Origin of the sequence: Halalkalibacter kiskunsagensis (assembly GCF_037027555.1) — a bacterium.
GTDB classification, from domain to species: Bacteria; Bacillota; Bacilli; order Bacillales; family Bacillaceae_D; genus Halalkalibacter; species Halalkalibacter kiskunsagensis.
Map to the genome: position 1 here is coordinate 32,172 of NZ_JAXBLX010000014.1, position 26,223 is coordinate 58,394.

Below are 26,223 nucleotides of genomic sequence, written 5' to 3' on the forward strand. Positions count from 1 at the left end.
GGACAGAGGTGAGAAATATGAGTAATGTTCGTGCACATCGTGTTGGTGAACAGATGAAGAAAGAACTAAGTGATATTATCATGCGTGAACTTAAGGATCCTCGTGTTAGCTTTGTAACAGTTACGGGAGTAGACGTTACGGGAGATCTTCAACAAGCTAAAGTGTTTATTACAGTTCTTGGAAGTGACGAACAAAAAGAGGCGACTCTTCAAGCTTTATCGAAAGCGAAAGGATTTATTCGTTCTGAGATTGGGAAACGAATCCGTCTACGTAAAACCCCCGATATTGTCTTTGAATTCGACGAATCGATTGAGTACGGAAATCGTATTGAAACGCTTCTTTCAGATTTAAATAAAAATGAACGGTAATTATAAGAGGATAGGAGGGCAAATGCTCTTCTATCCTTTTTTTAGAGTGTTATCCAAAAGGTTGAATTTTACCCTTTGGGTAACACTCTAAGCAATGAGCGAATCCGCTGTATTTTTTAGCCTGCTATGAGTGCCTTTCTCAATAGCAGGCGTACAGCGAGTGGAGCCATTGCAATCCGTCGGAGAGCTACGTCACGTCGAATTTCCCTTATTGAACTTACTTTAAGACCAAGCTTTAAACAATTTGGAGGAAATAATGAAACCAAACGGAATTTTAAATTTACATAAACCAAGAGGAATGACATCACATGATTGTGTGATGAAAATAAGACGTCTGTACCAAACAAAAAAAGTCGGTCATACAGGAACGCTAGACCCAGACGTAAATGGAGTGTTGCCAATTTGTATTGGCAAAGCAACGAAAGTCGTAGAATACATGTCTGGTTACTCAAAAGAGTATGAAGGTGAAGTAACAATTGGAATCTCTACAACAACTGAAGATAAAAGTGGGGAGATTATCGATTCTAAACCAGTAATGAAAAAGTGGACAAACGAAGAAATAGAAACGGTCCTTGAGTACTTTAGAGGCAATATTGTTCAAGTACCGCCAATGTATTCAGCCGTAAAAGTAAATGGAAAAAAACTGTATGAATATGCTCGTGCTGGTAAAGAAGTTGAACGACCGGAAAGAGAGGTTACGATTCATTCGCTTGAACTTCTTTCAGATCTTTCTTATCAGAAAGAAACTGCTACGTTTAAATTCCGAGTGCATTGCAGTAAGGGGACTTACGTTCGAACATTAGCAGTTGATATAGGACAAAAACTTGGATATCCAGCACATATGTCTGACTTAGTTCGTACCTCATCAGGCCCTTATTCGTTAGAAGATAGCATCACGTTTGAACAATTAGAAGAATACAAAGAAGATGATTCGCTATATTCACGATTGATTCCATTTGATACGGCAGTTCAATACTTACCCAAATGTGTGGTAGATAAAGAGACGGAACAGCAAATTAAGAATGGATCAGTCTTGCCTTTAAAGAAAGGGTTAGAACAAATGAGATTTACCGTTTATAATGAAGAGGGAGAGTGCTTAGCTGTTTACAAGCGCCATCCAACGAAGGAAGGTCTCATCAAACCAGAAAAAATGTTCTGGACAGGAGAGCTTTCTTAAGAATTTGGGAGTGAAAAGGGGATTCTTAAATGGATACCATTTATTTGAAACATCCTATAGATGGAAGAACGTTAAATCGCAGTAGAACTGTTATGGCATTAGGCTACTTTGATGGGGTTCATCTTGGTCATCAAGCCGTTATAAAAGAAGCTAACAAAATTGCTGCTTCGATAGGAGCATCAACATCAGTTATGACGTTTCATCCTCATCCAAAGGAAGTATTGAGGAAAACAAAAATGAATTACATAACACCTTTGACTGATAAAATAAAAAAAATTGAAGGCTTTGCCGTAGATACACTTTATGTCGTTAATTTTACACCTGCATTTGCTAATTTAACCCCACAACAATTTGTTGATGACTACTTAATTGGGTTAAATGTTGTACATGCAGTGGCGGGATTTGATTTTACATACGGTTCGTTAGGGAAAGGAACGATGGAAACTTTACCTTTTCATGCTCGTAATCGATTAGATTCAACGATTGTTGAAAAATTTGAAGAGAATAGCGAAAAAGTGAGTTCATCTAAAGTCCGCCAGCTACTTGAGAGTGGAGATGTTAACTACGTATCAAAACTTTTAGGAGAAGAATATTCCTTGAAGGGAACCGTTGTAGATGGTGAAAAGCGCGGTAGGACAATTGGATTCCCGACAGCTAATATAAAGCCACTTGAACGTTACATTGTTCCTAGAACGGGTGTGTATGCTGTAAAATTAACGATTAATAACGAACAATATGAGGGAGTTTGTAATGTAGGCTACAAGCCGACTTTTCATAATGAAAAAGAATCTCATCCCTCAATCGAAGTGCATCTCTTTGGGTTTAATCAAGATATTTATGGATTAGAAGTTGAAGTTCGTTGGTTTTTGCGTATTAGATCAGAACAAAAGTTTGCTAGTATAGACGACCTTAAAACTCAAATTACTCTTGATAAAGAAAAAGCACTCACTTTTTTTGCTTCTAAATCTGTTAAATAAGTTAATGTATAGAACTCCGTCTTAATTTGATAAACCTTAAGAAGGAATACTTGCATTTTTGGATAAAAAAAGGTATAGTATTGTTTGTACTTCAAGTACAATCCGTTTCTTGGCAGATCGAGTCACCGACGTTTGCTAGGGAATAGGAGATTCTTATAAGGGAGGTGAATAGGATGGCTTTAACACAAGAGCGCAAAAATCAGTTAATCGCTGATTTCAAAACGCATGACACGGACACTGGTTCTCCAGAGGTTCAAGTCGCTATCCTAACAGAGCAAATCAACACATTGAATGAGCATTTACGTACTCATAAGAAGGATCACCATTCACGTCGTGGTCTTCTTAAAATGGTAGGTCAACGTCGTAACTTGTTAACATACTTACGTAACAAGGATGTTACACGTTACCGTACCCTAGTTGACAAGCTTGGTTTACGCCGATAATCGTGATGAAAGCGGGATAATGTCCCGCTTTTTTCTTGATCTATTAACATTGGGAATTTGACTAAAATTATCCAATATTATATATTCTTTTAGTTTTCAATGAGTTTGGCAATAATAAAGTAAGATGATGAATACTGGTGTACGAGAGGAGTACGCGTAATGGAAGAAACAAAGCATGTATTTAAAATGGAATGGGCTGGAAGAGAATTGACTGTTGAAACAGGTCAATTAGCGAAACAAGCAAATGGCGCAGTGCTTATTAGGTATGGTGATTCGGCTGTACTATCAACAGCTACCGCTTCGAAAGAACCAAAAGATTTGAATTTCTTTCCACTAACAGTTAATTACGAGGAACGTCTTTATGCAGCTGGTAAGATTCCAGGAGGGTTTATTAAACGTGAAGGTCGACCAAGTGAACGTGCAATTTTAACGAGTCGTTTAATTGATCGTCCTATCCGTCCTTTATTTCCAGATGGATTTCGTAATGAAGTACAAGTCATAAGTATTGTTATGAGCTCTGATCAAAATGCCTCTTCTGAGATGGCGGCAATGGTAGGTTCATCTCTTGCGCTTTGCGTTTCAGATATTCCATTTGACGGACCAATAGCCGGAGTAACGGTTGGTCGCTTGGATGGAAAATTTGTTATTAACCCAACAACCGAGCAACTTGAACAAAGTGACATCGACCTTGTTGTGGCAGGGACAAAGGATGCTATTAATATGGTTGAAGCTGGTGCTGATGAAGTAACAGAAGAAATCATGTTAGAAGCAATAATGTTTGGCCACGATGAGATCAAAAAGCTTATTGCTTTCCAAGAAGAAATTGCAAAAGCGGTAGGAAAAGAAAAATCAGAAGTTAAATTAAAACAAGTGGAAGCTGATCTTGAGCAAGAAGTTCGTAAATTGGCTGAAGCAGAATTAAAAGAAGCTGTACAAGTTCAAGAAAAACACGCTCGTGCTGAAGCAATTGATGCTGTGAAAAACAATACAGTAGCTAGGTTTGAAGAACGAGAGGAAATTAATTTAGGTGACGTTAAAGAAGTTTTACATAAAATTGTGAAAGAAGAAGTTCGTCGTCTTATTACAGTCGATAAAATTCGCCCAGATGGACGTAAAGTTGATGAGATTCGTCCATTAGCTTCACAAGTAGATCTTCTACCACGTACGCACGGTTCTGGACTGTTTACACGTGGACAAACTCAAGCGCTAAGTATTTGTACGTTAGGTGCATTAGGTGATGTACAAATACTCGATGGCCTTGGCATTGAAGAATCAAAGCGCTTTATGCATCACTATAATTTCCCTCAATTCAGTGTTGGTGAAACAGGGCCAATTCGTGGACCTGGCCGTCGTGAAATTGGTCACGGTGCTTTAGGTGAACGTGCACTTGAACCTGTGATTCCGAATGAGAACGATTTCCCTTATACAATTCGCCTTGTATCCGAAGTGTTAGAATCAAATGGTTCAACTTCACAAGCGAGTATTTGTGCAAGTACATTAGCAATGATGGATGCAGGCGTACCGATTAAAGCACCAGTTGCAGGTATTGCAATGGGTCTAGTTAAACAAGGGGAACATGTATCTGTTCTAACTGATATTCAAGGTATGGAAGACGCGCTAGGTGATATGGACTTTAAAGTAGCTGGTACGCGTGAAGGCGTAACTGCACTACAAATGGATATTAAAATTGACGGTATCAATCGTGATGTACTTAAAGAAGCACTAGCACAAGCAAAAAGTGGTCGGATGCATATTTTAGATAACATGCTTTCGGCAATTGCTGAGTCACGTAAAGAGCTTTCTACGTATGCACCTAAAATCATGACAATGAAAATTAACCCTGATAAAATCCGTGATGTCATTGGACCTAGTGGGAAGATGATTAACAAAATCATTGAAGAAACAGGAGTTAAGATTGATATTGAACAAGACGGTACTGTGTACATTTCTTCAGTGGATATGGCTATGAATGAAAAGGCTCGCTCTATTATTGAAGATATCATTCGAGAAGTAGAAGTTGGGCAGACGTATTTAGGGAAAGTAAAACGAATTGAAAAATTCGGTGCTTTTGTTGAGCTTTTTAAAGGAAAAGATGGCTTAGTTCATATTTCTCAACTAGCTGAAGAACGTATTGAAAAGGTAGAGGACGTTATTAAGTTAGGTGATGAAATCCTTGTTCGTGTAACAGAAATAGATAATCAAGGAAGAGTCAATTTATCACGTAAAGTGATCCTGAAAGAAGAAAAGGAACGTCAACAGCAAGCACAAAAGTAATATAGCATGTTCAAAAAGAGACTGGGGATTATACCTAGTCTCCTTTTGCGTTCTAACCTGTCCTCTTCTAGCATACAATCGGACTAGAGGAGGGACTGGTGAATGAAGAAAAAGGTTGTTCACGTAAGTGTGTTTTGTATTATTGTGATTCTATCTATTGGCGCTGTTCAAAATCCATTTTCAATAAACTATATTAGTGAATTAAAACGTGACAGTCAGATGGTTTTAAAAGAACAGGACTCTCTTTACGAAGAAATAGTAGCAAGGGCTGAATCATATTTAGAGCCAGCAATAGATGCAAGAATAGATAGAGTGTGGAAGGCCGTTCCTGGGTATAATGGTGTAGAGGTTGACGTAGAAGCCTCCTATGATAAGATGAAGAAGCTTGATACCTTTGATGAGAAAAGGATCGTCTTTAGCCAAACTAGCCCAAATGTTCATCTCGATGATTTACCGCCAACACCTATTTATAAAGGGAATGAACATAAGCCAGTAGTTACATTTTTAGTAAATGTAGCTTGGGGAAATGAATATTTACCTGAGATGTTAAAAACATTAAAGAAACATGAACTACATACAACATTTTTTTTAGATGGTTCATGGGTCAAGAACAATCCGAACCTTGCGAAGATGCTCGTTGAAGAAGGACACGAAATTGGAAATCACGCCTATTCTCACCCAGATATGAGTAAATTAACAGCAGAACGAATAGACGAAGAAATACAAAAAACAAATTCTGTCATAGAAGCAACAATAGATGTTACACCTAAATGGTTTGCTCCTCCGAGTGGTAGCTACAATCAAGCAGTCGTTGACCTTGCCGATAAACAGGGGATGAAGACAGTATTGTGGTCTGTTGATACTATTGATTGGAGAAAGCCGAATCCAACGGAAATGGTTGAACGTGTGCTGTCAAAAGTTCACAATGGAGCTATGATTTTAATGCATCCAACAGAACCAACGTCCAAAGGACTTGATCAGTTAATTACCGGAATACAGGATAAAGGATATAAAATTGGAACTGTATCTGAAGTGTTATCGGAAGAGCGAGTCACCTTAGGTGTAACCCTTGATGACAATAGGGGGATTCAGAGTGGTAACTAGAATTGAATTAGATAATGGTGTACGTATTTTAGCAGAGAATATTTCAACAGTTCGTTCCGTTTCGATAGGAGTTTGGGTAGGAACGGGATCAAGGTTTGAAAAGAAAGAAGAAAACGGAATTTCACATTTTTTGGAGCATATGTTCTTTAAAGGAACAAAGACAAGGACAGCTGCTGAAATTGCAGAGTCGTTTGATCGAATTGGCGGTCAAGTTAACGCCTTTACATCAAAAGAATATACTTGTTATTATGCAAAGGTTCTTGATGATCATGCAGAATATGCGGTTGATGTTTTAGCTGATATGTTCTTTGATTCTGTTTTTGATGAAACGGAGCTTCAAAAAGAAAAGAATGTTGTGTTTGAGGAAATAAAAATGGTAGATGATACACCAGATGATATTGTTCACGACTTATTAAGTGAAGCAACCTATGGCAGTCATGCCCTCGGATATCCAATCCTTGGTACGGTCGATACACTTGAGACTTTCAATGGAGATTCATTACGAGAGTATATGTCGAGGTTTTACACGGGAGATCATGTTGTCATTTCAATTGCAGGAAATATTACAGATGAAGTTATAGAGCAATTAAAAGAAACATTTTCGAAAGTTGAACCAACATCTTATCAACACCAGAACGAAGTACCAGCCTTTTTGGCGAACACGATCGTTCGCAAAAAAGAAACAGAACAGGCGCATCTTTGTCTTGGTTATCCCGGCCTAGCCATTGGAGAAAAAAATGTATATGCACTTGTGTTATTAAATAATTTACTGGGCGGGAGTATGAGTAGTCGATTGTTTCAAGAAATTCGTGAAAAAAGAGGTCTATGCTACTCAGTCTTTTCTTATCATTCTTCGTACCAGGATAGTGGAATGTTAACGATCTATGCTGCCACAGCTCATAACCAATTAGAAGATTTAACAAAAGCATTGCAAGAAACAGCTTATACATTAGCAAGTACAGGTATGACAGAGAAAGAACTCAAGAATGGAAAAGAACAACTGAAAGGTAGCTTAATGTTAAGCTTAGAAAGTACGAATAGTCGTATGAGTCGAAACGGCAAAAATGAACTATTACTAAAAAAACACCGTTCTTTAGATGATATTGTAGAAGAAATTGATGAAGTGACAATCTCACAAGTTAATCAATTAGCTGCTTCGCTCCTTCAGGGAACGCCTTCTGTTTCATTGATAAACGCTTCTGGTGAGCTTCCGACGGTGCTTGAATAAATTTTCTATAAAAGGACCTAGCAGCTCATAGTCGTTTCCCAAAAAACCAGTCTTATCTAAAAAAGGCTGGTCTTTTTTAGTGTTTCTGCTCATACGCTTACTACTATAGAGGGACGAGGAGGTAATCTAATGAGACTTAGTGAAATTAGCAGCAAAGAAATTATAGATTATCAAAAAGGAGAAAGGTTAGGGATTTTAGGCCAAACTGATTTATTGGTAAATGAAGAAACTGGTGAAATCGAGGCATTTATTATTCCAACAATGAAGTGGTTTGGGTTCGGAAAAAAAGATAAGGAAGTCACGGTATACTGGGAGCAAGTTAAAAAAATTGGTGAAGATATGATTATTATCAATCTTGATCAGTTTGAATAATGAAAAAGTGATTCATTAAGCCCTCTTTAACAGGAGGGTTTTTTTATGTAAATGAGCATGTGAATCCAAATTATCATTTCAATGAGCAACTAGGTACCTTTGTTAAAGAATGATAATCACCTATCGATTACATAGTACATATGCTATGGTGAATCGTTGCTGTTCATCCTTAGCTCAGAGGAAGAGGGATATTTGTTGTCGCTTGTGTGATAGAGGTTTTTGTTACTCGTTAAGGCGTAATTTCTCTTTCTTAAGCGGCCTGCGATGATGATCAGATTCGCATGAATGAAAGGAGAACAAGAACAATGTTAACAGACAAACATGTAGCAATTATTGGAGGAGATGCACGACAACTAGAAATCATCAGAAAGCTTTCTACGTTAGATGCCAAGATTTCTATGGTAGGGTTTGATCAGCTAAATGATGGTTTCATTGGTGCATCAAAGCAAACGATGGATGGCATTGATTGGTCAACTGTTGACGCTATTTTGCTCCCGGTAAGTGGAATGAGTACTGATGGAAAAATTGATACTGTATTTTCTAATGAGGCACTGGAATTGAAAACAGAACAATTGAATAAAACACCAGAGCATTGTGTGATTTATTCGGGGATTAGCAATGAATTTCTTGACGAATGTGTGGAGAAATCCAACCGTTCCTTAGTTAAGTTAATGGAACGTGATGATGTTGCTATTTACAACTCAATTCCAACAGCAGAAGGTACAGTCATGATGGCGATTCAACATACCGATATAACGATTCATCGGGCTAAAGTAGCGGTTCTAGGATTAGGTAGAGTGGGTATGTCAGTAGCAAGAACGTTTAGTGCTTTAGGCGCAGATGTGAAAGTGGGTGCTTATGAATCTCATCAATTAGCAAGAATTACTGAAATGGGATTAACTCCGTTTCACACAGATAACGTAAAAGAAGAGCTTAAGGATGTTGATTTATGCATTAACACGATACCAGCACTCATCATTTCAGCAAAGGTATTAGCAGAAATGCCTCTTCATACTCTCATTATTGATTTAGCCTCAAAGCCAGGTGGAACAGACTTTCGTTATGCAGAAAAACGGGGAATGAAGGCGTTACTTGCTCCAGGCTTACCAGGTATCGTAGCTCCAAAAACAGCCGGACAAATATTAGCTGACGTTCTAGCGGAGTTGTTAACAAACGAAGCTACCAATTAGGAGGAGGATGAATCATGTCATTAAAAGGAAAGCATATTGGATTTGGGTTAACAGGATCACATTGTACGTATGACGCAGTACTGCCAGAAATGGAGAAGTTAGTTAAGTTAGGTGCAAAAGTAACGCCATTTGTTTCATATACCGTACAAACAACAGATACAAAATTTGGTGAAAGTGCAAATTGGCTGAAAAAAATTCAAGAAATTACGTCAGAACCTATTGTTGATTCGATTGTCAAAGCAGAACCGTTTGGACCAAAAACACCATTAGATTGTATGGTAATTGCTCCTTTAACTGGAAACTCAACGAGTAAACTAGCTAATGCGTTAACAGATTCACCTGTCTTAATGGGGGCAAAAGCAACTCTTCGAAGTGGGAATCCAGTTGTACTAGGAATTTCTACTAATGATGCACTAGGTTTAAACGGTGTAAATATTATGAGATTGATGGCAACAAAAAATATATATTTTATTCCGTATGGTCAAGATGATCCTGTCAAAAAGCCTAACTCGTTAGTAGCCAGAATGGGAGCATTAGTGGATACGGTTGAGTCTGCAATAGCTGGCAAGCAATATCAGCCTGTCCTAGTTGAAAAATTCAGAGATTAAGACAATCGCGTAGTTGCACAAATGAAATATTTCCCTTAAAGTTTAATAGAGAAAACAAGAGATACAAACTAATTCGGATATGCTATAATCATTCCATCTTAGTGAAAAAAACTCTATTAAAATGCAAGTAAATGAGGGGAGATTATCAAGATGTCAAGTTATCATGTAGCCGTAGTCGGCGCAACAGGTGCAGTAGGGCAACAAATGCTAAAAACTTTAGAGGAAAGAGATTTTCCAATTGCTAGTTTGAAACTATTATCTTCAAAACGTTCTGCAGGTAAAGTCTTAACTTTTAAAGGGAATGAATATACAGTGGAAGAAGCAACACCTGAAGCTTTTGAAGGTGTTCAAATTGCGTTATTTTCAGCAGGGGGTTCTGTCTCAAAGGCATTAGCACCAGAAGCTGTTAAGCGTGGGGCGATTGTTGTTGACAATACAAGTGCTTTTAGAATGGATCCAACTGTTCCACTTGTCGTTCCAGAAGTAAATGAAGAAGCACTACGTAATCATAATGGTATTATTGCCAATCCGAATTGTTCAACTATTCAAATGGTTGTGGCATTAGAGCCTATCCGTGAAAAATATGGACTAAAAAAGGTTGTTGTTTCAACTTATCAAGCTGTCTCTGGAGCAGGACTTGAGGCAATTGAAGAAATGAAGCAACAAACAAGAGATATTTTAGACGGGAATGAGTTTACACCTGAGATTTTGCCAGTAGGTGGAGACAAAAAGCACTTTCAAATTGCATTCAATGCGATTCCTCAAATTGATTTATTTCAAGACAATGGTTATACATTCGAGGAAATGAAAATGATAAATGAAACTAAGAAAATAATGGAAATGGCAGAGCTTGAAGTTGCTGCAACTTGTGTCCGTCTTCCAGTTGAAACAGGGCACTCGGAATCAGTTTATATTGAAACAGAAAAAGGCGGGGCAACAATTGCTGATGTGAAAGAGCTTCTTGCATCTGCTCCTGGAGTTACTTTACAAGATGATCCAGCAAATCAACTATATCCACTTGCTTCAGAATGTGTAGGAAAGAACGATGTATTTGTTGGACGTATTCGTCATGACCTTGATCGTGATAACGGATATCATATGTGGATCGTTTCAGATAACTTACTAAAAGGTGCAGCATGGAATTCAGTTCAAATTGCTGAAAGTCTTGTGAAGTTAGGTCTCTTATCGTAAATAAGAAGGTGTCATATGAAAATTATTGTTCAGAAGTTTGGTGGCACATCTGTTAGAGATAACAGCAGTAGGTTGCTAGCAGCAAACCATGTTAAGAAAGCTGTTGAAGATGGCTACAAGGTCATTGTTGTTGTATCTGCAATGGGGCGTAAGGGCGAACCGTATGCAACCGACACATTGCTTGGACTGATTAATCAAAAGCAGCTACCAAAGCGGGAGCAAGACCTCCTTGTTTCTTGTGGTGAAGTGATTTCGTCTGTTGTTTTTTCAGATCTATTGCAAGGCATGGGCCTTAATTCGATCGCATTTACGGGTGCGCAAGCAGGATTTCGAACGAATGAAGATTTCGCTAATGCAAAGATCATTGATATGAAATGCGATATTGTGAAAAAGCAACTTGAAACAAGTGATGTCGTGGTCGTCGCTGGTTTTCAAGGGCAAACGTTCAATGGAGAGGTCACAACACTTGGTAGAGGTGGAAGTGATACATCAGCAACTGCTTTAGGGGCAGCGTTGGAAGCTGAGTGGGTAGATATTTTTACAGATGTAGAAGGTGTTATGACGGCAGATCCTCGTATAGTAGAAGATGCACGTGCACTTGATGCTATGTCATATGAAGAGATTTGTAATATGGCTTATCAAGGCGCTAAAGTTATTCATCCAAGAGCTGTAGAGGTTGCTATGCAAGCTAGAATTCCCATTCGAGTAAGGTCTACTTATTCGGGGGGAGAAGGTACTCTTGTGACTGCTAAAATCGCCAAGCCGCAGACTGAAGTGAAGGACCGCGTTATCACCGGCATTGCGAACTTAGCGAATGTAGCCCAAATTAAAGTATTCGCTAAAGATGGGGAATACAAATTACAAGAAAAGGTATTTAAAGCAATGGCAGCTGCTCAAATAAGTGTCGATTTTATTAATATCAACCTAAGAGGAGTCTGCTATACAGTAATGGAGGATGTAGCTGACAAGGCAATAGATATTCTTCATCAATTAGGATATGAACCAGAAGTGATGAGGAATTGTGCAAAAGTGTCAGCGGTAGGAGCTGGAATGAGTGGCGTTCCTGGTGTTACTGCAAAAATCGTGAGTGCATTATCCGAGCAAAACATTCAAATACTTCAATCAGCTGATTCTCATACAACAATTTGGGTCTTAGTAAAAGAACAAGATATGGTTAAAGCAGTTAATGCACTCCATCATATGTTTCAACTTGAACAGGTAGGGAAACAACAAGAAGAAACCCCTTAGAAATCCCTTACAAGGAGTTGTGTGTTATGAACTTTGGCCATATTTTGACTGCAATGGTAACTCCTTTTAACCAAGAAGGTTTAATTGATAAAGAGCGAACAAAGGAGTTACTAGACTATTTAATAACTCATGGTACTGATGCGTTAGTTGTAGCAGGGACAACAGGAGAATCTCCGACACTAACAACGAAAGAAAAATTAGAGCTATTCCAATTATGTGTTGAATATGTTGATAATAGAGTTCCGATTATTGCCGGAACGGGGAGTAACAATACGCAAAGCTCAATTGAGTTAACAAAAAAAGCAACAGATATTGGTGTGGATGGTGTAATGCTTGTTGCTCCTTATTACAACAAACCATCACAACAAGGCATGTATGAGCATTTCAAAAAAATTGCTGAAGCAACTCCTCTTCCAGTCATGCTTTATAATGTGCCAGGGAGAACAGGAGTACAGATTGAAGCTGATACGACAATTGCTCTATCAAAGGTGGAAAACATCGTCGCTATTAAAGAAGCTAGCGGTGATTTAGAGCAAATGTCAGCGATTATTACAGCTACAGATATAGACTTTCTGCTCTATACAGGTGATGATGCTAATACGCTTCCGGCTGTTGCGATTGGGGCACATGGGGTTGTTTCGGTAGCATCTCATCTGATTGGTAATGAGATGAAAGAGATGTTAAAACTATATAAAGATGGGGAAGTTGAGGATGCCGCTAGTCTTCACCGTGCATTATTACCAACGATGAAAGCAATGTTTGTTGCACCAAACCCCACTTGTGTTAAATATGCTCTTAAGACTATTGGAATTGATGTTGGAGGAGTACGACTTCCGCTCACGTCTCTTTCTTATGACCAACAACAATTTGTAATACAAACGTTACAGAAAAAAAGCTAATCCATTATATAATGGGTTAGCTTTTTTTAGGTAAATAAGAGGATGTGCGACTTTATGTATTGGAATTGTTTCCTTTTACCTATTTGACTAACTTTTATCTAATTTTTCTTTGCCTTCCCAAATTAGGAAGTTCAGTCTTGTTTTTCAATTCCTCGATAAGGTATACTAAATGTAATTGATTTGTTCGGGTTGTATAGGATCGTCTTTACGATCATCTGTTATTTTAGCGAATAGTTTATCATCTACGCCAAGGGTGAGCGAACGGAAGTAACATTAAAAAATAATAATATAAAACAAAACAAATTCGGTTAGAGATTCGTTTAGTAGGAGGAACGTCCATTGTCAAAAGAAAATATAGAGAAAGTACGTGTGTTTGCCTTAGGTGGAGTCGGTGAAATAGGTAAAAACATGTACGTAGTTGAAGTAGATGAAGACATCCTTGTTGTTGATGCTGGTTTAATGTTTCCAGATGATGACATGTTAGGTGTTGATATTGTTATTCCAGATGTTTCATACCTTGTTGAAAATGCCGAGCGTGTGCAGGGAATATTTTTAACTCATGGTCATGAAGATCATATTGGTGGCTTATCTTACGTATTAAAGAAAATAAATGTCCCAGTTTACGGGACCAAACTAACCCTTGGCCTAGTAGAAGAAAAGTTAAAAGAAGCAGGTATCATCCGTCATACGACGTTAAGGTTAATTGATGAAAATTCACGTCTTACCATTGGATCTACATCAGTGTCATTTTTCCGTACAAATCACAGTATTCCAGATTCAGTTGGTATATGTTTTGAAACTTCTCAAGGAGCTGTCGTTCATACAGGAGATTTTAAATTTGATCAAACTCCCGTTGATGGCAAACAAGCAGACATTGGAAAAATGGCTGCAATAGGGGAACGTGGTGTTCTTTGTTTATTATCCGATAGCACAAATGCAGAACGCCCAGGTATTACAAAGTCTGAAACAGAGGTAGGCAAAGGAATATCTGAAGTCTTTGGAAAAACTGAAGGACGTATTATTGTCACGACATTTGCTTCAAACGTTCATCGGATTCAGCAAGTAATCGAAGCTTCAATCAGAACGAAAAGAAAGCTTGTTGTTGTTGGGAAAAGTATGATCCGTGTTATAACAATTGCTACTAGATTAGGGTATATTGAAGCACCGAAAGAGTTGTTTATCGAAATTGATGAGATTAGAAAATATCGTGATCAGCAACTAGCGATTTTAACAACTGGTAGTCAAGGAGAACCGATGTCTGCTCTAACACGTATGGCTAAAGGAGCTCATCGTCAAATTACAATTACTGAAGAAGATACAGTTATTATTGCAGCTTCAGCCATACCTGGTAATGAAAAATCAGTTTCAGCAATCATTGATAAATTGCACCGTATTGGCGCAGAAGTTGTCTATGGTCAAGCTAAGGTGCACGCATCTGGACACGGTAGTCAAGAAGAGTTAAAGCTAATGCTAAACTTAATGAAGCCTAAATACTTTGTTCCTATTCATGGAGAATTTCGGATGCAACATGCCCATCGTGACCTTGCTGTACAAACAGGGACGGCACCAGAAAATATTTTTCTTGTTGATAAAGGCGAAGTTGTTGAGTTTACAAATGGACAGGCTCGAAAAACAGGTAAGGTTCCATCTGGGAATGTGTTGATTGATGGATTAGGTGTAGGAGACGTTGGAAATATTGTCCTTAGAGATCGCCGTTTGCTTTCAAAGGATGGTATTTTAGTGGTTGTTGTCACGTTAAATAAGAAAACGGGTGACTTTGTATCTGGGCCTAACATTATTTCACGTGGGTTTGTTTACGTACGTGAATCAGAGAAGTTACTAGAAGATGCAAATGAACTAGTTGGTGTTATTCTAAAGAAGTGCGTCAGTGAAAATGTAAATGAATGGTCTTCTTTAAAAAGCAGTGTAAGAGAAGGGTTGAGCCGTTTTTTATTTGAAAAAACAAAAAGACGTCCAATGATCTTACCAATTATAATGGAAGTATAAAAAAGAAGGCGTAGGCGTCTTTCATAAAACTTTCTTTTAAGAAAAACCGCACATATTAGTGCGGTTTTTTTTAATTTAAAAGTCCACCTATAAAATAATCCTTTAACAAATTTGCTTCTCTTTTTTTGGATGATAAAGTGATAACCGGATCATACTACTTCTAGATATGTAAAAGGAGGAAGTTGTTGATGACAATGGAAAACCCGAACCCTGAACAGCAACCAGCACCTGCACCACAAAAAGATCAAAAAAACTCAGGTATCATTGAAAAAATACAAGAACTAGGTCAAACAAATGTTCCAGATATGGGACATTCAAATATTCATTGTATGACAGTGGTAGGACAAATTGAAGGACATATGCAACTCCCGCCACAAAACAAAACGACGAAATATGAACATATTATTCCACAACTTGTTGCAATTGAGCAAAACCCGAAAATTGAAGGTCTACTTCTAGTTCTTAATACGGTTGGAGGAGACGTAGAAGCGGGACTCGCGATTTCAGAAATGATTGCATCAATGTCAAAGCCGTCTGTTACGCTTGTATTAGGTGGTGGACACTCTATTGGTGTACCCATTGCAGTAGCAGCTAATTATTCTTTTATTGCTGAAACCGCAACAATGACGATCCACCCAGTTCGTTTGACAGGTTTGGTCATAGGTGTTTCACAGACATTTGAATATCTCGATAAAATGCAAGAACGTGTGATTAGCTTTGTAACAAGAAATTCATCAATCTCTGAAGAGAAATTTAAAGAGTTAATGCTCTCAAAAGGAAATCTGACTCGTGATATTGGTACAAATGTAGTTGGAACAGATGCAGTGGAATATGGGTTAATTAATGAAGTTGGCGGAATCGGACCAGCATTAAAAAAATTAAATGAATTAATTGATCAAAATAAGCCAAATTTTGAAGGAGATGTGGTTCAATGATTCTCTATACGATGATGCCACATGAAATGATTTTCCCGGAGGAGGATCAAAACTTTACGCAACAGCAAGTGATTTCTTGTGAAGCAGGGCATCTAGTCGTGGAACAGGTTAACCATAGTCAATTTCGTGTTGTTCGCCTAATTAGTGGAAATGCCATGAATTATTTAGATGATAAATATGCACCAGGATCGATCATTCAAGCAAAACCTCAACTTTAGCTATGTAGAGAGTGTTTGTCTTATGCTATAATTAATTTCATCCAAGCATGGTCGAAGCAGCCAATTTTGGCTGCTTTTTAAAATGTGATGGTAAGATATAGTAGTAAAGGGTGAAATGTATGGCAAGGCGAAAGAAAAAAAGAAAAACCGAGTGGAAATCACAGCTAACGTATGAATTGATCGGTCTCGGCTTACTAGTCATTGCCGTCGTTACATTTGCACGATTAGGGACAGTAGGAGAAACGTTTGTCCGACTATTTCGTTTTTTTCTCGGCGAATGGTTTGTCGTGCTGGCAATCGGACTATTAGTTGTTTCACTGTATATCATGATAAAACGACAAAATCCGAAACTTTGGACAAGAAGACTTTCAGGATTGTATGTAACGATCCTTTCATTTGTGTTATTTAGTCATGTTGGACTCTTTCATCAACTAAGTGCCAGAGAAGGATTTCAAGATCAATCGGTCATCCGGAATACTTGGAACCTATTTTGGATGGAAATGAGAGGTGAAACTCCACCTTCTGATTTAGGTGGTGGGATGGTTGGATCGCTTGCGTTTGCGGTTAGCCACTTCTTATTTGCCGAGATGGGTACATACTTTTTATGCTTCATTCTTTTTATCATTGGGTTTATCTTAATGACAGGGAAATCTCTATCTGAATTAGTAGGTAAAGGTTTTAGAAGATTTTATTTATTTGTAATTGATACATTTAGTAGTCTACTAGAAGAAATAAGGCTTGTTCGCCAAAAGGCAAAGGAACGGATAGTAGAAGAGAGAGAAGCTCAGCGTGCTAGAAAGAAAGAACGGGAAGCAGAAAAGCAACAATCGAGTGCACCAGTAGCTTCTGAAGAGGGAACGGAAGAAATTGAGCCGGAAATTGTTGATTTCACTCAAAAGGCATACAGAACTCCAGCCGAAGAAAAGAAGCTGCCAACAAACCAAAAGGAAGAGCCGGAAACGGTAGAAGAAGTTCAAGTTCCTTTAGTGACCGCTCAAGAAACGAATGAGTCCTATAAGCTACCGAATGTTGACATTTTAAAGTTGCCAAATAATCCAAGTCAGACAAATGAAAAGAAACAACTAACGGCAAATGCAAGAAAACTTGAACAAACATTAGAAAGTTTTGGAGTGAAGGCGCGAGTATCAAAGGTGCATTTAGGTCCGGCTGTGACTAAGTATGAAGTAAACCCAAGTGTTGGGGTAAAAGTAAGTAAAATCGTAAACTTAGCTGATGATTTAGCACTGGCACTTGCAGCTAAAGATATTCGAATTGAAGCACCGATCCCAGGGAAATCAGCAATAGGTATTGAGGTGCCAAACCATGAGGTGGCGATCGTAACACTTAGAGAAGTACTCGATTCACCAGAATCTAATTCTGAGGAAAATGTATTAGCAGTTGGTCTTGGACGAGATATTTCTGGAGAACCGGTACTTGCACATTTGAATAAAATGCCACATTTACTCGTTGCTGGGGCAACAGGTAGTGGTAAGAGTGTATGTATTAATGGAATCATTACAAGTATCTTACTTAAAGCGAAGCCACACGAAGTAAAATTAATGATGATTGATCCAAAAATGGTTGAGTTGACCGTTTATAATGGAATTCCGCATTTGTTAACACCAGTTGTAACAGAACCGAAAAAAGCCTCTCAAGCGTTGAAGAAAGTCGTTGCAGAAATGGAGAGACGTTATGATTTATTCTCACATAGCGGAACGAGAAACATTGAAGGGTATAATGATCTTGTAAAGCGCCAAAATGAAACAGAAGAGGCAAAACAACCGACCTTGCCATATATAGTGGTCATCGTGGACGAGTTAGCAGATTTAATGATGGTTGCATCAGGAGACGTAGAAGACTCAATAGCTAGACTTGCACAGATGGCTCGTGCAGCAGGTATCCATATGATTATTGCTACACAGCGCCCATCAGTCGATGTGATCACCGGTGTTATTAAGGCGAACATTCCTTCAAGGATCGCATTTGGTGTTTCTTCGCAAATTGATTCTAGAACGATTTTAGATTCAGGCGGTGCGGAGAAACTGTTAGGGCGTGGGGATATGCTCTACATGCCAGTAGGAGCAACAAAACCAAAGAGATTACAAGGAGCATTCTTATCAGATGGTGAAGTTGAAGAAATAGTTGAATTTGTTATTTCACAACAAAAAGCTCAGTATCAAGAAGATATGACGCCTTCTGAAGAGCAAGTTGTGACTGGGAAAGTAGAAGATGATTTATATGATTCAGCTGTTGAATTAATAACAGAAATGAATACAGCCTCTGTTTCAATGTTACAAAGACGATTTAGAATTGGATATACAAGGGCTGCAAGGTTAATTGACGAGATGGAAGTTCGGGGAATCGTTGGGCCATATGAAGGTAGCAAACCTAGAGAAGTACTTATTGAAAAACCTAGAGAAGATGAGGCTTCTTCTTAAATGGAAAAGGGGAAAAGTAGAAGGGGTGGAGAGAGTGATCAGAGCAGACCACAGACCATTGTATTTACAAGTGATCGACCGTTTAAAAGAAGATATAGAGCAGAAAGTATATGACGAAGGCGAGAAATTACCTTCAGAATTCGAACTTTCTAAGATCCTCGGTGTAAGTCGAGCGACACTACGTGAAGCATTGCGTCTATTAGAAGAAGAAGGGGTTGTTGTACGCAGGCATGGAGTAGGTACGTTTGTTCATTCAAAACCCCTTTTCTCAGCAGGTATTGAAGAGTTATATAGTGTTACAGATATGATAGTAAAAGCAAAGATGAAACCTGGAACTATTTTCTTATCTTCGTCTGTTCAAGAAGCAACAGATGAGGATCGGCGGAAATTTAATAAAGATGAATTAACTGAAATCATGGAGATTGAGCGGGTAAGAACGGCTGACGGGTCACCTGTTGTCTACTGTTTAGACAAGATTCCAAACGATTTAGTGAAAAATCATTCTATCCATGAAACAAAATCAATTTTTCGTTTTTTAGAGGAGCTAGGTAGAACAATTACGTACGCTGTTACGTATATTGAGCCAATTGGTTATCACGAGCATGTTTCTGAAATCCTAGAATGTGAACCCGGCTCTTCGCTATTGTTATTGAAGCAAATGCACTATGATCAGTCAGAACAACCGTTGCTTTATTCATTAAATTATTTTCGTGCAGATAAATTTAAATTCCACGTAGTAAGAAAAAGAGTCTAAGCATAACATAAGCGTGATTGGTAAAAAGGAGATGATGGACTTGATTCAATTAGAGGAACGTATTCAAGAATTGAAAGGGTTAACGGTTCATACGGTAAGAACTGATAAATACAAAACCAATTCACTCATTTTGATGATGAGAGCACCATTAACTAAAGAAACGGTAGCCATGCGAGCCTTACTTCCTCACATTTTGCAAAATGGTACGGCTAACAGCCCAACGAGAAAACAGTTACGGGAACGATTAGATGATATGTATGGGGCTATGCTCTCTACGGATGTTCAAAAAAAAGGAGAAGAGCATGTTATTACCATTCGCTTAGATGTGGCAAATGAGCGTTTTTTATCTGATGCGACTCCTTTATTTGAACAAGCAATAGCATTGTTAGGAGAAATTGTGTTGCACCCTCATATTGAGAATGGTGCCTTTAGTCAAAGTGTAGTAGAAAGTGAAAAACGTTCACTTAAACAGAGAATTCAGTCAGTTTATGATGACAAAATGCGTTATGCAAATGTCAGAGTTACTGAGGAAATGTGTAAAGACGAACCATTTGCTCTTACTGCCTTTGGAACAGAAAGTGAAGTGGATTCGATTTCATCACAATCTATTTACGATTACTATCAAGAGATACTAAGTGCTGATCAATTTGATTTATATATGGTCGGAGCCATCGATTCAGAGCAAGCTGAGACGATCGTTGCAGAAAATTTTAAAACGCTTTCGACTAATAAAGAAGCGTCTCCTTTTCAAGCTTCTGCTAGCCCAGAGATAAAAGACGTACGTGTTGTCAATGAGGAGCAAGACGTAAAACAAGGGAAGCTCCATATGGGTTTTCGAACATATACGACATATGCAGATTCTGATTATGTTGCGATGCAAGTTTGTAACGGTCTTTATGGGGCTTTTTCTCATTCAAAATTGTTCATTAATGTTCGAGAGAAAGAAAGTTTGGCTTATTATGCAGCCTCAAGATTTGAAAGTCATAAGGGAATTATGATGGTTATGTCCGGCATTGAATTTTCTAAATACGATCGCGCTGTTGAAATTATTAAAGAGCAATTTGAAGCAATGAAGCAAGGTGATTTTACAGAAGCTGAAGTTGAACAGACGAAGGCTATGCTGAAAAATCAGCTTTTAGAAACAGCTGATGTTGCAAGAGGATTTGTTGAGTTGTCTTATCATCAAGTCGTAAGCGGGAAAAAACGGTCGATTGACGAATGGTTACAACAAATTGATGCAGTAACAAAAGAAGATATTGTCCAAGTTGCTAGGAAAGTAAAATTAGATACGATTTATTTCTTAAAAGGCAAGGAGGAAACAAAATGAAACCTGTTCAATTCTCACAAATAGACGAAACGCTTTATCATGAGAAGTTAGATAATGGATTAAATGTCTATATCTTGCCAAAAGAAGGGTTTAATAAAACATTTGCAACTTTTACAACGAAATATGGTTCGATTGATCAGCAATTTACTCCACTTGGAAAAGAACAGTCCATAAAGGTGCCAGATGGAATTGCTCATTTCCTTGAACATAAAATGTTTGAGGATGAAGAAGGGGACGTATTCCAAGATTTTAGTAAGCAAGGTGCTTCAGCCAATGCCTTTACAAGTTTTACTCGTACAGCATATTTATTCTCTAGTACGACAAATGTAGAAAATAACCTAAAAACATTACTTGATTTTGTTCAGCACCCATATTTTACTGAGGAAAGTGTTGAAAAGGAAAAAGGGATCATTAATCAGGAAATAACGATGTATGATGATAACCCTGACTGGCGTGCTTATTTTGGGGTGATTGAGAACATGTTCCATCACCATCCTGTCAAAATTGATATTGCTGGTACGATTGAGTCAATTTCAAATATTACAAAAGACTTACTTTATACGTGCTACGAAACTTTTTACCATCCTAGTAACATGCTCTTATTTGTTATAGGGCCAGTTGATCCTGAAAAAATTATGGAACAAGTCAAAGAAAATCAAGGAAATAAAGAGTTCTCTCAACCTGAAGAAATCAAACGATTCTTTGAAGAGGAACCAGAACAAGTAGACAAAGAAAAGAATGTCATTACGATGCCAGTTCAAACACCTAAATGCTTGGTCGGCTTTAAAGAAACTGGAGCAACGCGTCAAGGGGATGATTTGTTAAAGCGCGAATTATCGCTTAACATCTTACTTGACCTAATGTTTGGACAAAGTTCTGAAAATTATCAAACGTTATTTGATGAAGGACTTATTGACGATTCTTTCTCTTTTGATCATTCAGCAGAAGAAGGGTTCGGTTTCACCATTATAGGTGGAGATACGAAGCACCCTGATAAGCTTGCCTCCAAAATTAAAGAAATGATTGAGTCGTTTAAGCAAGTATCACTAACTGATGAACAAGTAACAAGAGCTATTAAAAAGAAGATTGGTTCGTTTTTACGTTCATTAAATTCACCAGAATATATTGCTAATCAATTTACACGTTATGAATTTAATAATATGAATTTGTTTGATGTCGTTTCCATGCTAGAGACCCTAACAGTAGACCATTTACAACAAGTGTTAGAAGATCATTTTCAATTTGAACGTTTCACCGTATGTCAAGTAAAGGCAGAAGGGTTTGAAGAATAGAATGAAACACATTTTAATTACTGGAGCATCTGGAGGGATTGGCGCAGCAATAGCAAGAGAGCTGGCATCTCCTAGCTGCTCTCTTTTTTTGCATTATTATCAAAATGTAGAAGCTGCGGAATATCTTGCAATAGAGTGTCAAAGAAAAGGAGCAAAAGTAACGCTTTTACAAGCCGATTTATCGAATAATAGAGGCGATGAACAGTTACTTAAGACGATCCCAAAAGAAGTTGCTTTTCATACAATTATACATAATGCAGGGGTGAGTCAAATTGGTCTTTTTACCGATGTGACCAATCAGCAAATGACAGAAATGTTGAATATTCATTTAGTAAATCCGATGAAAATTTCAAGAAGTTTGTTACCGAATATGATCCGCAAGCGCAAAGGGAAAATTATTATGATTTCTTCAATTTGGGGGTTAACAGGTGCATCTTGTGAAGTGATTTATTCCACTGCGAAAGGTGGAGTGAATAGCTTTGTAAAAGGTCTGGCAAAAGAATTGGCGCCTAGTAATATTCAAGTAAACGGGATAGCTCCTGGGGCAATAGAGACAAATATGCTTAGTGATCAAGGGATCGATTCTTTGGAAGAGTTAAAAGCTGATATTCCTGCTAACATACTGGGACAGCCAAGTGATGTTGCTCATGCGGTTGCCTTTCTTAGTTCAAGTCGAGCAAACTACATAAATGGTCATATTCTATCGATAAATGGTGCTTGGTATTGTTGAAAGTAAGTACAAAAAGGGAAAGGGCATCCCTTTTTGATTATTTGATTTGGGTTAATCAAGAGGTTGCGATGGCTCCACACGCTGCAAGCTTTTTATGAGAAGATCACTCATAAAAAGCTTAAAAGCCGGCAGCGGTTTCGCACATTGCTTAGAGTAAGTACAAAAAGGGAAAGGGCATCCCTTTTTGATTATTTGATTGGGTTAATCAAGAGGTTGCAATGGCTCCACACGCTGCAAGCTTTTTATGAGAAGATCACTCATAAAAAGCTTAAAAGCCGGCAGCGGTTCGCACATTGCTTAGAGTAAGTACAAAAAGGGAAAGGGCATCCCTTTTTGTACTTACTCTTTAAAAAACAAAAGAAACGATGAATATTATAGGTAGAATAAGAAAAAATAGAAGAGAAGTACATTATCAAGGAGGGTCTTACATGTCTGTACTTGACAACTGGGAACAATGGAAAGATTTCTTAGGTAGCCGTTTAAATCAAGCTGAAACTGAAGGAATGAGTCAAAATGTTGTGTCTGATGTCGCGTATCAAGTTGGTGAATATTTGGCTCAACAGGTCGATCCGAAAAATGAACAAGAGCGTGTCCTTGCAGAGCTGTGGAAAGTAGCTGATGAGCAAGAGCAACATGCAATTGCAAATATGATGGTGAAGCTTGTTCAAAACGAAGGTTAACATATGAGATAAAAAAACGCCGCATTTGCGGCGTTTTTTTATCTCATATGTTAGAAACACTTAGACCTATACATAATGGAAACATTTGTGAAGCAAACTACTCCTTGTAGATTTTTCACATAATTAAATTTAGTATGTCAACCTACAATTATTTCCGACAAAGTTCTTTCATTTATAATCAAAATCAATTATCATTGTAGAGAGAGAATCTATATTAGCCTAAGAAGATACTCAATCAGCTTAAAAGGGTGACGCGAATGGCTTTAAAAGAATGGTATTTAGAATATCAAATACATAAAAATCGACCTGGGCTCCTTGGTGATATTTCGTCTTTACTTGGGATGTTAGCGATTAACATCGTGACAATAAATGGTGTCGATAATATGCGACGTGGTATGTTAATTCGAAGCTCTAGTGATGATCAGGTAGCGAGGTTTAGAGCTATATTAGAAACCATTGAAGATATTTCCGTAATAAAAGTAAGGGAACCTAGACTACGTGACCGTCTTGCGATTAGGCACGGACGTTACATTGAACGTGATGCCGATGATAAGAAAACTTTTCGTTTTATTCGAACGGAGCTTGGGTTGCTTGTTGATTTTATGGCAGAACAATTTAAACGTGAAGGACATTTTTTAGTAGGAATTCGTGGTATGCCTCGTGTTGGAAAAACCGAATCAATTGTAGCAGCTAGTGTATGTGCCAATAAGAGATGGTCGTTTATTTCTTCGACTTTATTAAGACAAACGGTTCGCAGTCAATTGGCGGATGATGAAATGAGTGAAGATCATATTTTTATTATCGATGGAATCGTAACAACGATGCGATCGACGGAAAAACATCGTACTCTTGTTAGTGATATCATGAGATTACCTGCAGTAAAAGTGGTCGAGCATCCAGATATTTTTGTCCGTGAAACAGAATATGAATTAGAAGATTTTGACTGTATTATAGAACTAAGAAATGATGAGGGAGAGCAGATTACATACGAGGTAGTTGAATCAGGATTTTCCTCTTTTGATATAAGTTAAAGGTGTAGGTAGGTGTTAGGATTGTCAGAATTAGGTCAGCATTTAAAGGAACAACGTGAACAAAAGCAGCTCTCTTTAGAGGACCTTCAACGTACAACAAAAATTCAGAAACGATATTTAATTGCCATCGAAGAAGGGCGTTTTGATGCTTTGCCTGGAATTTTTTATGCGAGGGCGTTTGTCAAAACATATGCGGAAGCAATTGGACTTGATCCAGATCCGTTATTTGACCAATATAAAAATGAGCTTCCAAATCCACAACGTGAGGCTGTAACATTACCTTCAAGGACTGAACGTAGTAAACCGGCTTCAGCGCCCAAAAAAAGACCAAGAAAAGGATCCTTTCTACCTGCTTTAGTTGCTATTGTTTTTATAGCCATTATTATAGTGGGGATATGGCTAATGGCACAAGGAGGAGGAACCGGGGACGATGGTGCAGTTGCTCCAGATGACGGTGAAAATCTCGAAGCGGATTTTTCTGAATATGTAGGTGAAGATCCTGGTGTAGTGGAACCAGAATCAGATGAAGAAGAATCAAATGTTCCGGAAGAATTAGAGCAAGAAGAACATGAAGAACAAGAGGAGCAAGAAGAGGTTGAACCAGAGGTTACGCTTACTTTCAAAGAAAGCGTAGGGAATACGTCTTTTTTCGAATTAGAAAATGGTCAATTCTCGGATGTACGCATTGAATTAATTGGTAGATCCTATATTGATGTAAAAAATGCAAAAGGAAAAACCTTTTATAGTGGAACGCCATCTGAGGGGGATGAAGTTCCTCTAGATATCGAAGCTGAAGAACAAGTTATTTTTAATTTTGGAGCGTCACAGTTTGTAAATTTGTATATTAATGATAAACAATTAGAGTTTCCGTTAGATATAACTCATCAAAAGATTGATATTACTATTGTTAAGTCTTCAGAATAAGAGAGAACTCATACTCCCTTACATACTACCTTCAAACTTGAAGTAGTGGGTGAGGGAGCGAGTTCTTTTTTGTTTTTTGAAGATAAATTGGTTGAATTTATCAATTGTCAGTAATTGTGGTACAATATTAGGGGACTTGTTCAGTAAGGTCTGTTTTAACTTGATGACTTGTCTTATAGGTTTACTACATAAATTAGATATCATTGCTATGAAGGAAGGGAATTTTGTTGAATTTACCAAATAAAATAACTATCTCTCGAATTTTTCTAATTCCATTATTTATGATCTTTCTACTAGTCCCGTTTTCATTTGGTGACATTCAGTTTCTAGGTACGACAATTCCTCTTGCTCATTTCATCGGCGCTATTATATTTATTATAGCCTCTGCGACTGATTGGCTTGACGGCTACTATGCCAGAAAGCATAATCTTGTCACAAACTTAGGGAAGTTTCTTGATCCGCTCGCTGATAAATTGTTAATTACAGCTGCACTTATTGCTCTAGTAGAACTACAGCTTTTACCTGCTTGGATAGCTATTATCATAATAAGTCGAGAGTTTGCGGTTACGGGTATCCGTTTAGTTGCTGCGGCGGATGGAGATGTTATTGCGGCAAGTCAATTAGGTAAATTAAAAACAGTGAGTCAAATTGTTGCCATTTCTGCTTTGATGCTACATAATTGGCCATTTCAAGCGTTGTCGCTGCCATTTGATATGATCGCTATTTATGTTGCAACTTTCTTAACCATCGTTTCAGGGGTTGAGTACTTCCAAAAAAATCAACATGTGCTCTTAAAATCTAAATAGTA

25 protein-coding genes are annotated in these 26,223 nt (G+C 37.9%); all 25 read left to right on the forward strand.

Features of this window, described 5'->3' with window-relative positions; all coding sequences use genetic code 11:
- The first annotated feature begins 17 nt into the window (after positions 1 to 17).
- The 25 genes from rbfA to pgsA all read left to right on the forward strand — a co-directional run bounded on the left by rbfA (position 18) and on the right by pgsA (position 26,221).
- Positions 18 to 368, forward strand: coding sequence for a 30S ribosome-binding factor RbfA (gene rbfA / locus SLH51_RS09940; RefSeq protein WP_335961107.1), 351 nt, complete (start codon positions 18 to 20; stop codon positions 366 to 368).
- 256 nt (positions 369 to 624) lie between these two features.
- Entirely contained in the window at positions 625 to 1,545 is a 921-nt protein-coding gene (truB, locus tag SLH51_RS09945) for a tRNA pseudouridine(55) synthase TruB (protein ID WP_335961108.1), read from the forward strand.
- Positions 1,546 to 1,574: 29 nt separating this feature from the next.
- Entirely contained in the window at positions 1,575 to 2,522 is a 948-nt protein-coding gene (ribF, locus tag SLH51_RS09950; RefSeq protein ID WP_335961109.1) for a bifunctional riboflavin kinase/FAD synthetase, read from the forward strand.
- Positions 2,523 to 2,695: 173 nt separating this feature from the next.
- Positions 2,696 to 2,965: a 30S ribosomal protein S15 gene (rpsO, locus tag SLH51_RS09955; RefSeq protein WP_335961110.1), complete on the forward strand. Its 270-nt coding sequence runs from the start codon at positions 2,696 to 2,698 to the stop codon at positions 2,963 to 2,965.
- Between the two features lie 159 nt (positions 2,966 to 3,124).
- Positions 3,125 to 5,239, forward strand: a complete 2,115-nt coding sequence (gene pnp / locus SLH51_RS09960; protein ID WP_335961111.1) for a polyribonucleotide nucleotidyltransferase — start codon at positions 3,125 to 3,127, stop codon at positions 5,237 to 5,239.
- A gap of 102 nt (positions 5,240 to 5,341) precedes the next feature.
- Positions 5,342 to 6,343, forward strand: coding sequence for a polysaccharide deacetylase family protein (locus SLH51_RS09965; protein WP_335961112.1), 1,002 nt, complete (start codon positions 5,342 to 5,344; stop codon positions 6,341 to 6,343).
- Positions 6,333 to 7,571 carry a M16 family metallopeptidase gene (locus SLH51_RS09970; RefSeq protein ID WP_390183929.1) on the forward strand — a complete coding sequence of 413 codons (1,239 nt, stop codon included), beginning with the start codon at positions 6,333 to 6,335 and terminating at the stop codon, positions 7,569 to 7,571. The genes SLH51_RS09965 and SLH51_RS09970 overlap by 11 nt, the downstream gene beginning before the upstream one ends.
- Before the next feature lie 129 nt (positions 7,572 to 7,700).
- The gene (locus SLH51_RS09975; protein ID WP_335961114.1) at positions 7,701 to 7,943 is read left to right on the forward strand and encodes a YlmC/YmxH family sporulation protein; all 243 of its coding nucleotides are present in this window, start codon (positions 7,701 to 7,703) and stop codon (positions 7,941 to 7,943) included.
- Between the two features lie 305 nt (positions 7,944 to 8,248).
- Positions 8,249 to 9,133: a dipicolinic acid synthetase subunit A gene (gene dpaA, locus SLH51_RS09980; RefSeq protein WP_335961115.1), complete on the forward strand. Its 885-nt coding sequence runs from the start codon at positions 8,249 to 8,251 to the stop codon at positions 9,131 to 9,133.
- A gap of 14 nt (positions 9,134 to 9,147) precedes the next feature.
- Positions 9,148 to 9,741 carry a dipicolinate synthase subunit B gene (gene dpaB / locus SLH51_RS09985; RefSeq protein WP_335961116.1) on the forward strand — a complete coding sequence of 198 codons (594 nt, stop codon included), beginning with the start codon at positions 9,148 to 9,150 and terminating at the stop codon, positions 9,739 to 9,741.
- 150 nt (positions 9,742 to 9,891) lie between these two features.
- A complete protein-coding gene (gene asd / locus SLH51_RS09990) occupies positions 9,892 to 10,932 on the forward strand; it encodes an aspartate-semialdehyde dehydrogenase (RefSeq protein ID WP_335961117.1) in 1,041 nt (346 codons plus the stop codon).
- A 15-nt stretch (positions 10,933 to 10,947) separates the two neighbouring features.
- Positions 10,948 to 12,180 carry an aspartate kinase gene (gene dapG / locus SLH51_RS09995; protein ID WP_335961118.1) on the forward strand — a complete coding sequence of 411 codons (1,233 nt, stop codon included), beginning with the start codon at positions 10,948 to 10,950 and terminating at the stop codon, positions 12,178 to 12,180.
- 26 nt (positions 12,181 to 12,206) lie between these two features.
- Positions 12,207 to 13,079, forward strand: a complete 873-nt coding sequence (gene dapA / locus SLH51_RS10000; protein WP_335961119.1) for a 4-hydroxy-tetrahydrodipicolinate synthase — start codon at positions 12,207 to 12,209, stop codon at positions 13,077 to 13,079.
- 339 nt (positions 13,080 to 13,418) lie between these two features.
- On the forward strand, positions 13,419 to 15,086 hold the full coding sequence (locus SLH51_RS10005) for a ribonuclease J (RefSeq protein ID WP_335961120.1): 1,668 nt from the start codon (positions 13,419 to 13,421) through the stop codon (positions 15,084 to 15,086).
- Between the two features lie 194 nt (positions 15,087 to 15,280).
- Positions 15,281 to 16,021, forward strand: a complete 741-nt coding sequence (locus tag SLH51_RS10010; RefSeq protein ID WP_335961182.1) for a ClpP family protease — start codon at positions 15,281 to 15,283, stop codon at positions 16,019 to 16,021.
- Complete coding sequence (locus SLH51_RS10015; RefSeq protein ID WP_335961121.1) at positions 16,018 to 16,239, forward strand: YlzJ-like family protein; 222 nt, start codon at positions 16,018 to 16,020, stop codon at positions 16,237 to 16,239. The genes SLH51_RS10010 and SLH51_RS10015 overlap by 4 nt, the downstream gene beginning before the upstream one ends.
- 119 nt (positions 16,240 to 16,358) lie before the next feature.
- A complete protein-coding gene (locus SLH51_RS10020; RefSeq protein ID WP_335961122.1) occupies positions 16,359 to 18,677 on the forward strand; it encodes an FtsK/SpoIIIE family DNA translocase in 2,319 nt (772 codons plus the stop codon).
- Between the two features lie 34 nt (positions 18,678 to 18,711).
- The gene (locus SLH51_RS10025) at positions 18,712 to 19,431 is read left to right on the forward strand and encodes a GntR family transcriptional regulator (RefSeq protein WP_335961123.1); all 720 of its coding nucleotides are present in this window, start codon (positions 18,712 to 18,714) and stop codon (positions 19,429 to 19,431) included.
- Positions 19,432 to 19,471: 40 nt separating this feature from the next.
- On the forward strand, positions 19,472 to 20,758 hold the full coding sequence (gene yfmF, locus SLH51_RS10030) for an EF-P 5-aminopentanol modification-associated protein YfmF (RefSeq protein ID WP_390183927.1): 1,287 nt from the start codon (positions 19,472 to 19,474) through the stop codon (positions 20,756 to 20,758).
- Positions 20,755 to 22,050 carry an EF-P 5-aminopentanol modification-associated protein YfmH gene (yfmH, locus tag SLH51_RS10035; RefSeq protein ID WP_335961124.1) on the forward strand — a complete coding sequence of 432 codons (1,296 nt, stop codon included), beginning with the start codon at positions 20,755 to 20,757 and terminating at the stop codon, positions 22,048 to 22,050. Before yfmF ends, yfmH begins: the two co-directional genes overlap by 4 nt.
- Position 22,051: 1 nt before the next feature.
- On the forward strand, positions 22,052 to 22,780 hold the full coding sequence (gene ymfI / locus SLH51_RS10040) for an elongation factor P 5-aminopentanone reductase (RefSeq protein WP_335961125.1): 729 nt from the start codon (positions 22,052 to 22,054) through the stop codon (positions 22,778 to 22,780).
- Positions 22,781 to 23,208: 428 nt separating this feature from the next.
- On the forward strand, positions 23,209 to 23,460 hold the full coding sequence (locus SLH51_RS10045; protein ID WP_335961126.1) for a DUF3243 domain-containing protein: 252 nt from the start codon (positions 23,209 to 23,211) through the stop codon (positions 23,458 to 23,460).
- A 257-nt stretch (positions 23,461 to 23,717) separates the two neighbouring features.
- The gene (locus SLH51_RS10050) at positions 23,718 to 24,491 is read left to right on the forward strand and encodes a DUF3388 domain-containing protein (RefSeq protein WP_335961127.1); all 774 of its coding nucleotides are present in this window, start codon (positions 23,718 to 23,720) and stop codon (positions 24,489 to 24,491) included.
- Between the two features lie 12 nt (positions 24,492 to 24,503).
- Positions 24,504 to 25,415, forward strand: coding sequence for a helix-turn-helix domain-containing protein (locus SLH51_RS10055; RefSeq protein WP_335961128.1), 912 nt, complete (start codon positions 24,504 to 24,506; stop codon positions 25,413 to 25,415).
- A gap of 227 nt (positions 25,416 to 25,642) precedes the next feature.
- Positions 25,643 to 26,221, forward strand: coding sequence for a CDP-diacylglycerol--glycerol-3-phosphate 3-phosphatidyltransferase (pgsA, locus tag SLH51_RS10060; RefSeq protein ID WP_335961129.1), 579 nt, complete (start codon positions 25,643 to 25,645; stop codon positions 26,219 to 26,221).
- Positions 26,222 to 26,223: the final 2 nt, after the last annotated feature.

Excerpts from the sequence above, each read along its gene's own strand:
- rbfA (WP_335961107.1), top strand. The coding sequence starts at position 18 with ATGAGTAATGTTCGTGCACATCGTGTTGGTGAACAGATGAAGAAAGAA.
- truB (WP_335961108.1), top strand. The coding sequence starts at position 625 with ATGAAACCAAACGGAATTTTAAATTTACATAAACCAAGAGGAATGACA.
- ribF (WP_335961109.1), top strand. The coding sequence starts at position 1,575 with ATGGATACCATTTATTTGAAACATCCTATAGATGGAAGAACGTTAAAT.
- rpsO (WP_335961110.1), top strand. The coding sequence starts at position 2,696 with ATGGCTTTAACACAAGAGCGCAAAAATCAGTTAATCGCTGATTTCAAA.
- pnp (WP_335961111.1), top strand. The coding sequence starts at position 3,125 with ATGGAAGAAACAAAGCATGTATTTAAAATGGAATGGGCTGGAAGAGAA.
- SLH51_RS09965 (WP_335961112.1), top strand. The coding sequence starts at position 5,342 with ATGAAGAAAAAGGTTGTTCACGTAAGTGTGTTTTGTATTATTGTGATT.
- SLH51_RS09975 (WP_335961114.1), top strand. The coding sequence starts at position 7,701 with ATGAGACTTAGTGAAATTAGCAGCAAAGAAATTATAGATTATCAAAAA.
- dpaA (WP_335961115.1), top strand. The coding sequence starts at position 8,249 with ATGTTAACAGACAAACATGTAGCAATTATTGGAGGAGATGCACGACAA.
- dpaB (WP_335961116.1), top strand. The coding sequence starts at position 9,148 with ATGTCATTAAAAGGAAAGCATATTGGATTTGGGTTAACAGGATCACAT.
- asd (WP_335961117.1), top strand. The coding sequence starts at position 9,892 with ATGTCAAGTTATCATGTAGCCGTAGTCGGCGCAACAGGTGCAGTAGGG.
- dapG (WP_335961118.1), top strand. The coding sequence starts at position 10,948 with ATGAAAATTATTGTTCAGAAGTTTGGTGGCACATCTGTTAGAGATAAC.
- dapA (WP_335961119.1), top strand. The coding sequence starts at position 12,207 with ATGAACTTTGGCCATATTTTGACTGCAATGGTAACTCCTTTTAACCAA.
- SLH51_RS10010 (WP_335961182.1), top strand. The coding sequence starts at position 15,281 with ATGGAAAACCCGAACCCTGAACAGCAACCAGCACCTGCACCACAAAAA.
- SLH51_RS10015 (WP_335961121.1), top strand. The coding sequence starts at position 16,018 with ATGATTCTCTATACGATGATGCCACATGAAATGATTTTCCCGGAGGAG.
- SLH51_RS10020 (WP_335961122.1), top strand. The coding sequence starts at position 16,359 with ATGGCAAGGCGAAAGAAAAAAAGAAAAACCGAGTGGAAATCACAGCTA.
- yfmH (WP_335961124.1), top strand. The coding sequence starts at position 20,755 with ATGAAACCTGTTCAATTCTCACAAATAGACGAAACGCTTTATCATGAG.
- ymfI (WP_335961125.1), top strand. The coding sequence starts at position 22,052 with ATGAAACACATTTTAATTACTGGAGCATCTGGAGGGATTGGCGCAGCA.
- SLH51_RS10045 (WP_335961126.1), top strand. The coding sequence starts at position 23,209 with ATGTCTGTACTTGACAACTGGGAACAATGGAAAGATTTCTTAGGTAGC.
- SLH51_RS10050 (WP_335961127.1), top strand. The coding sequence starts at position 23,718 with ATGGCTTTAAAAGAATGGTATTTAGAATATCAAATACATAAAAATCGA.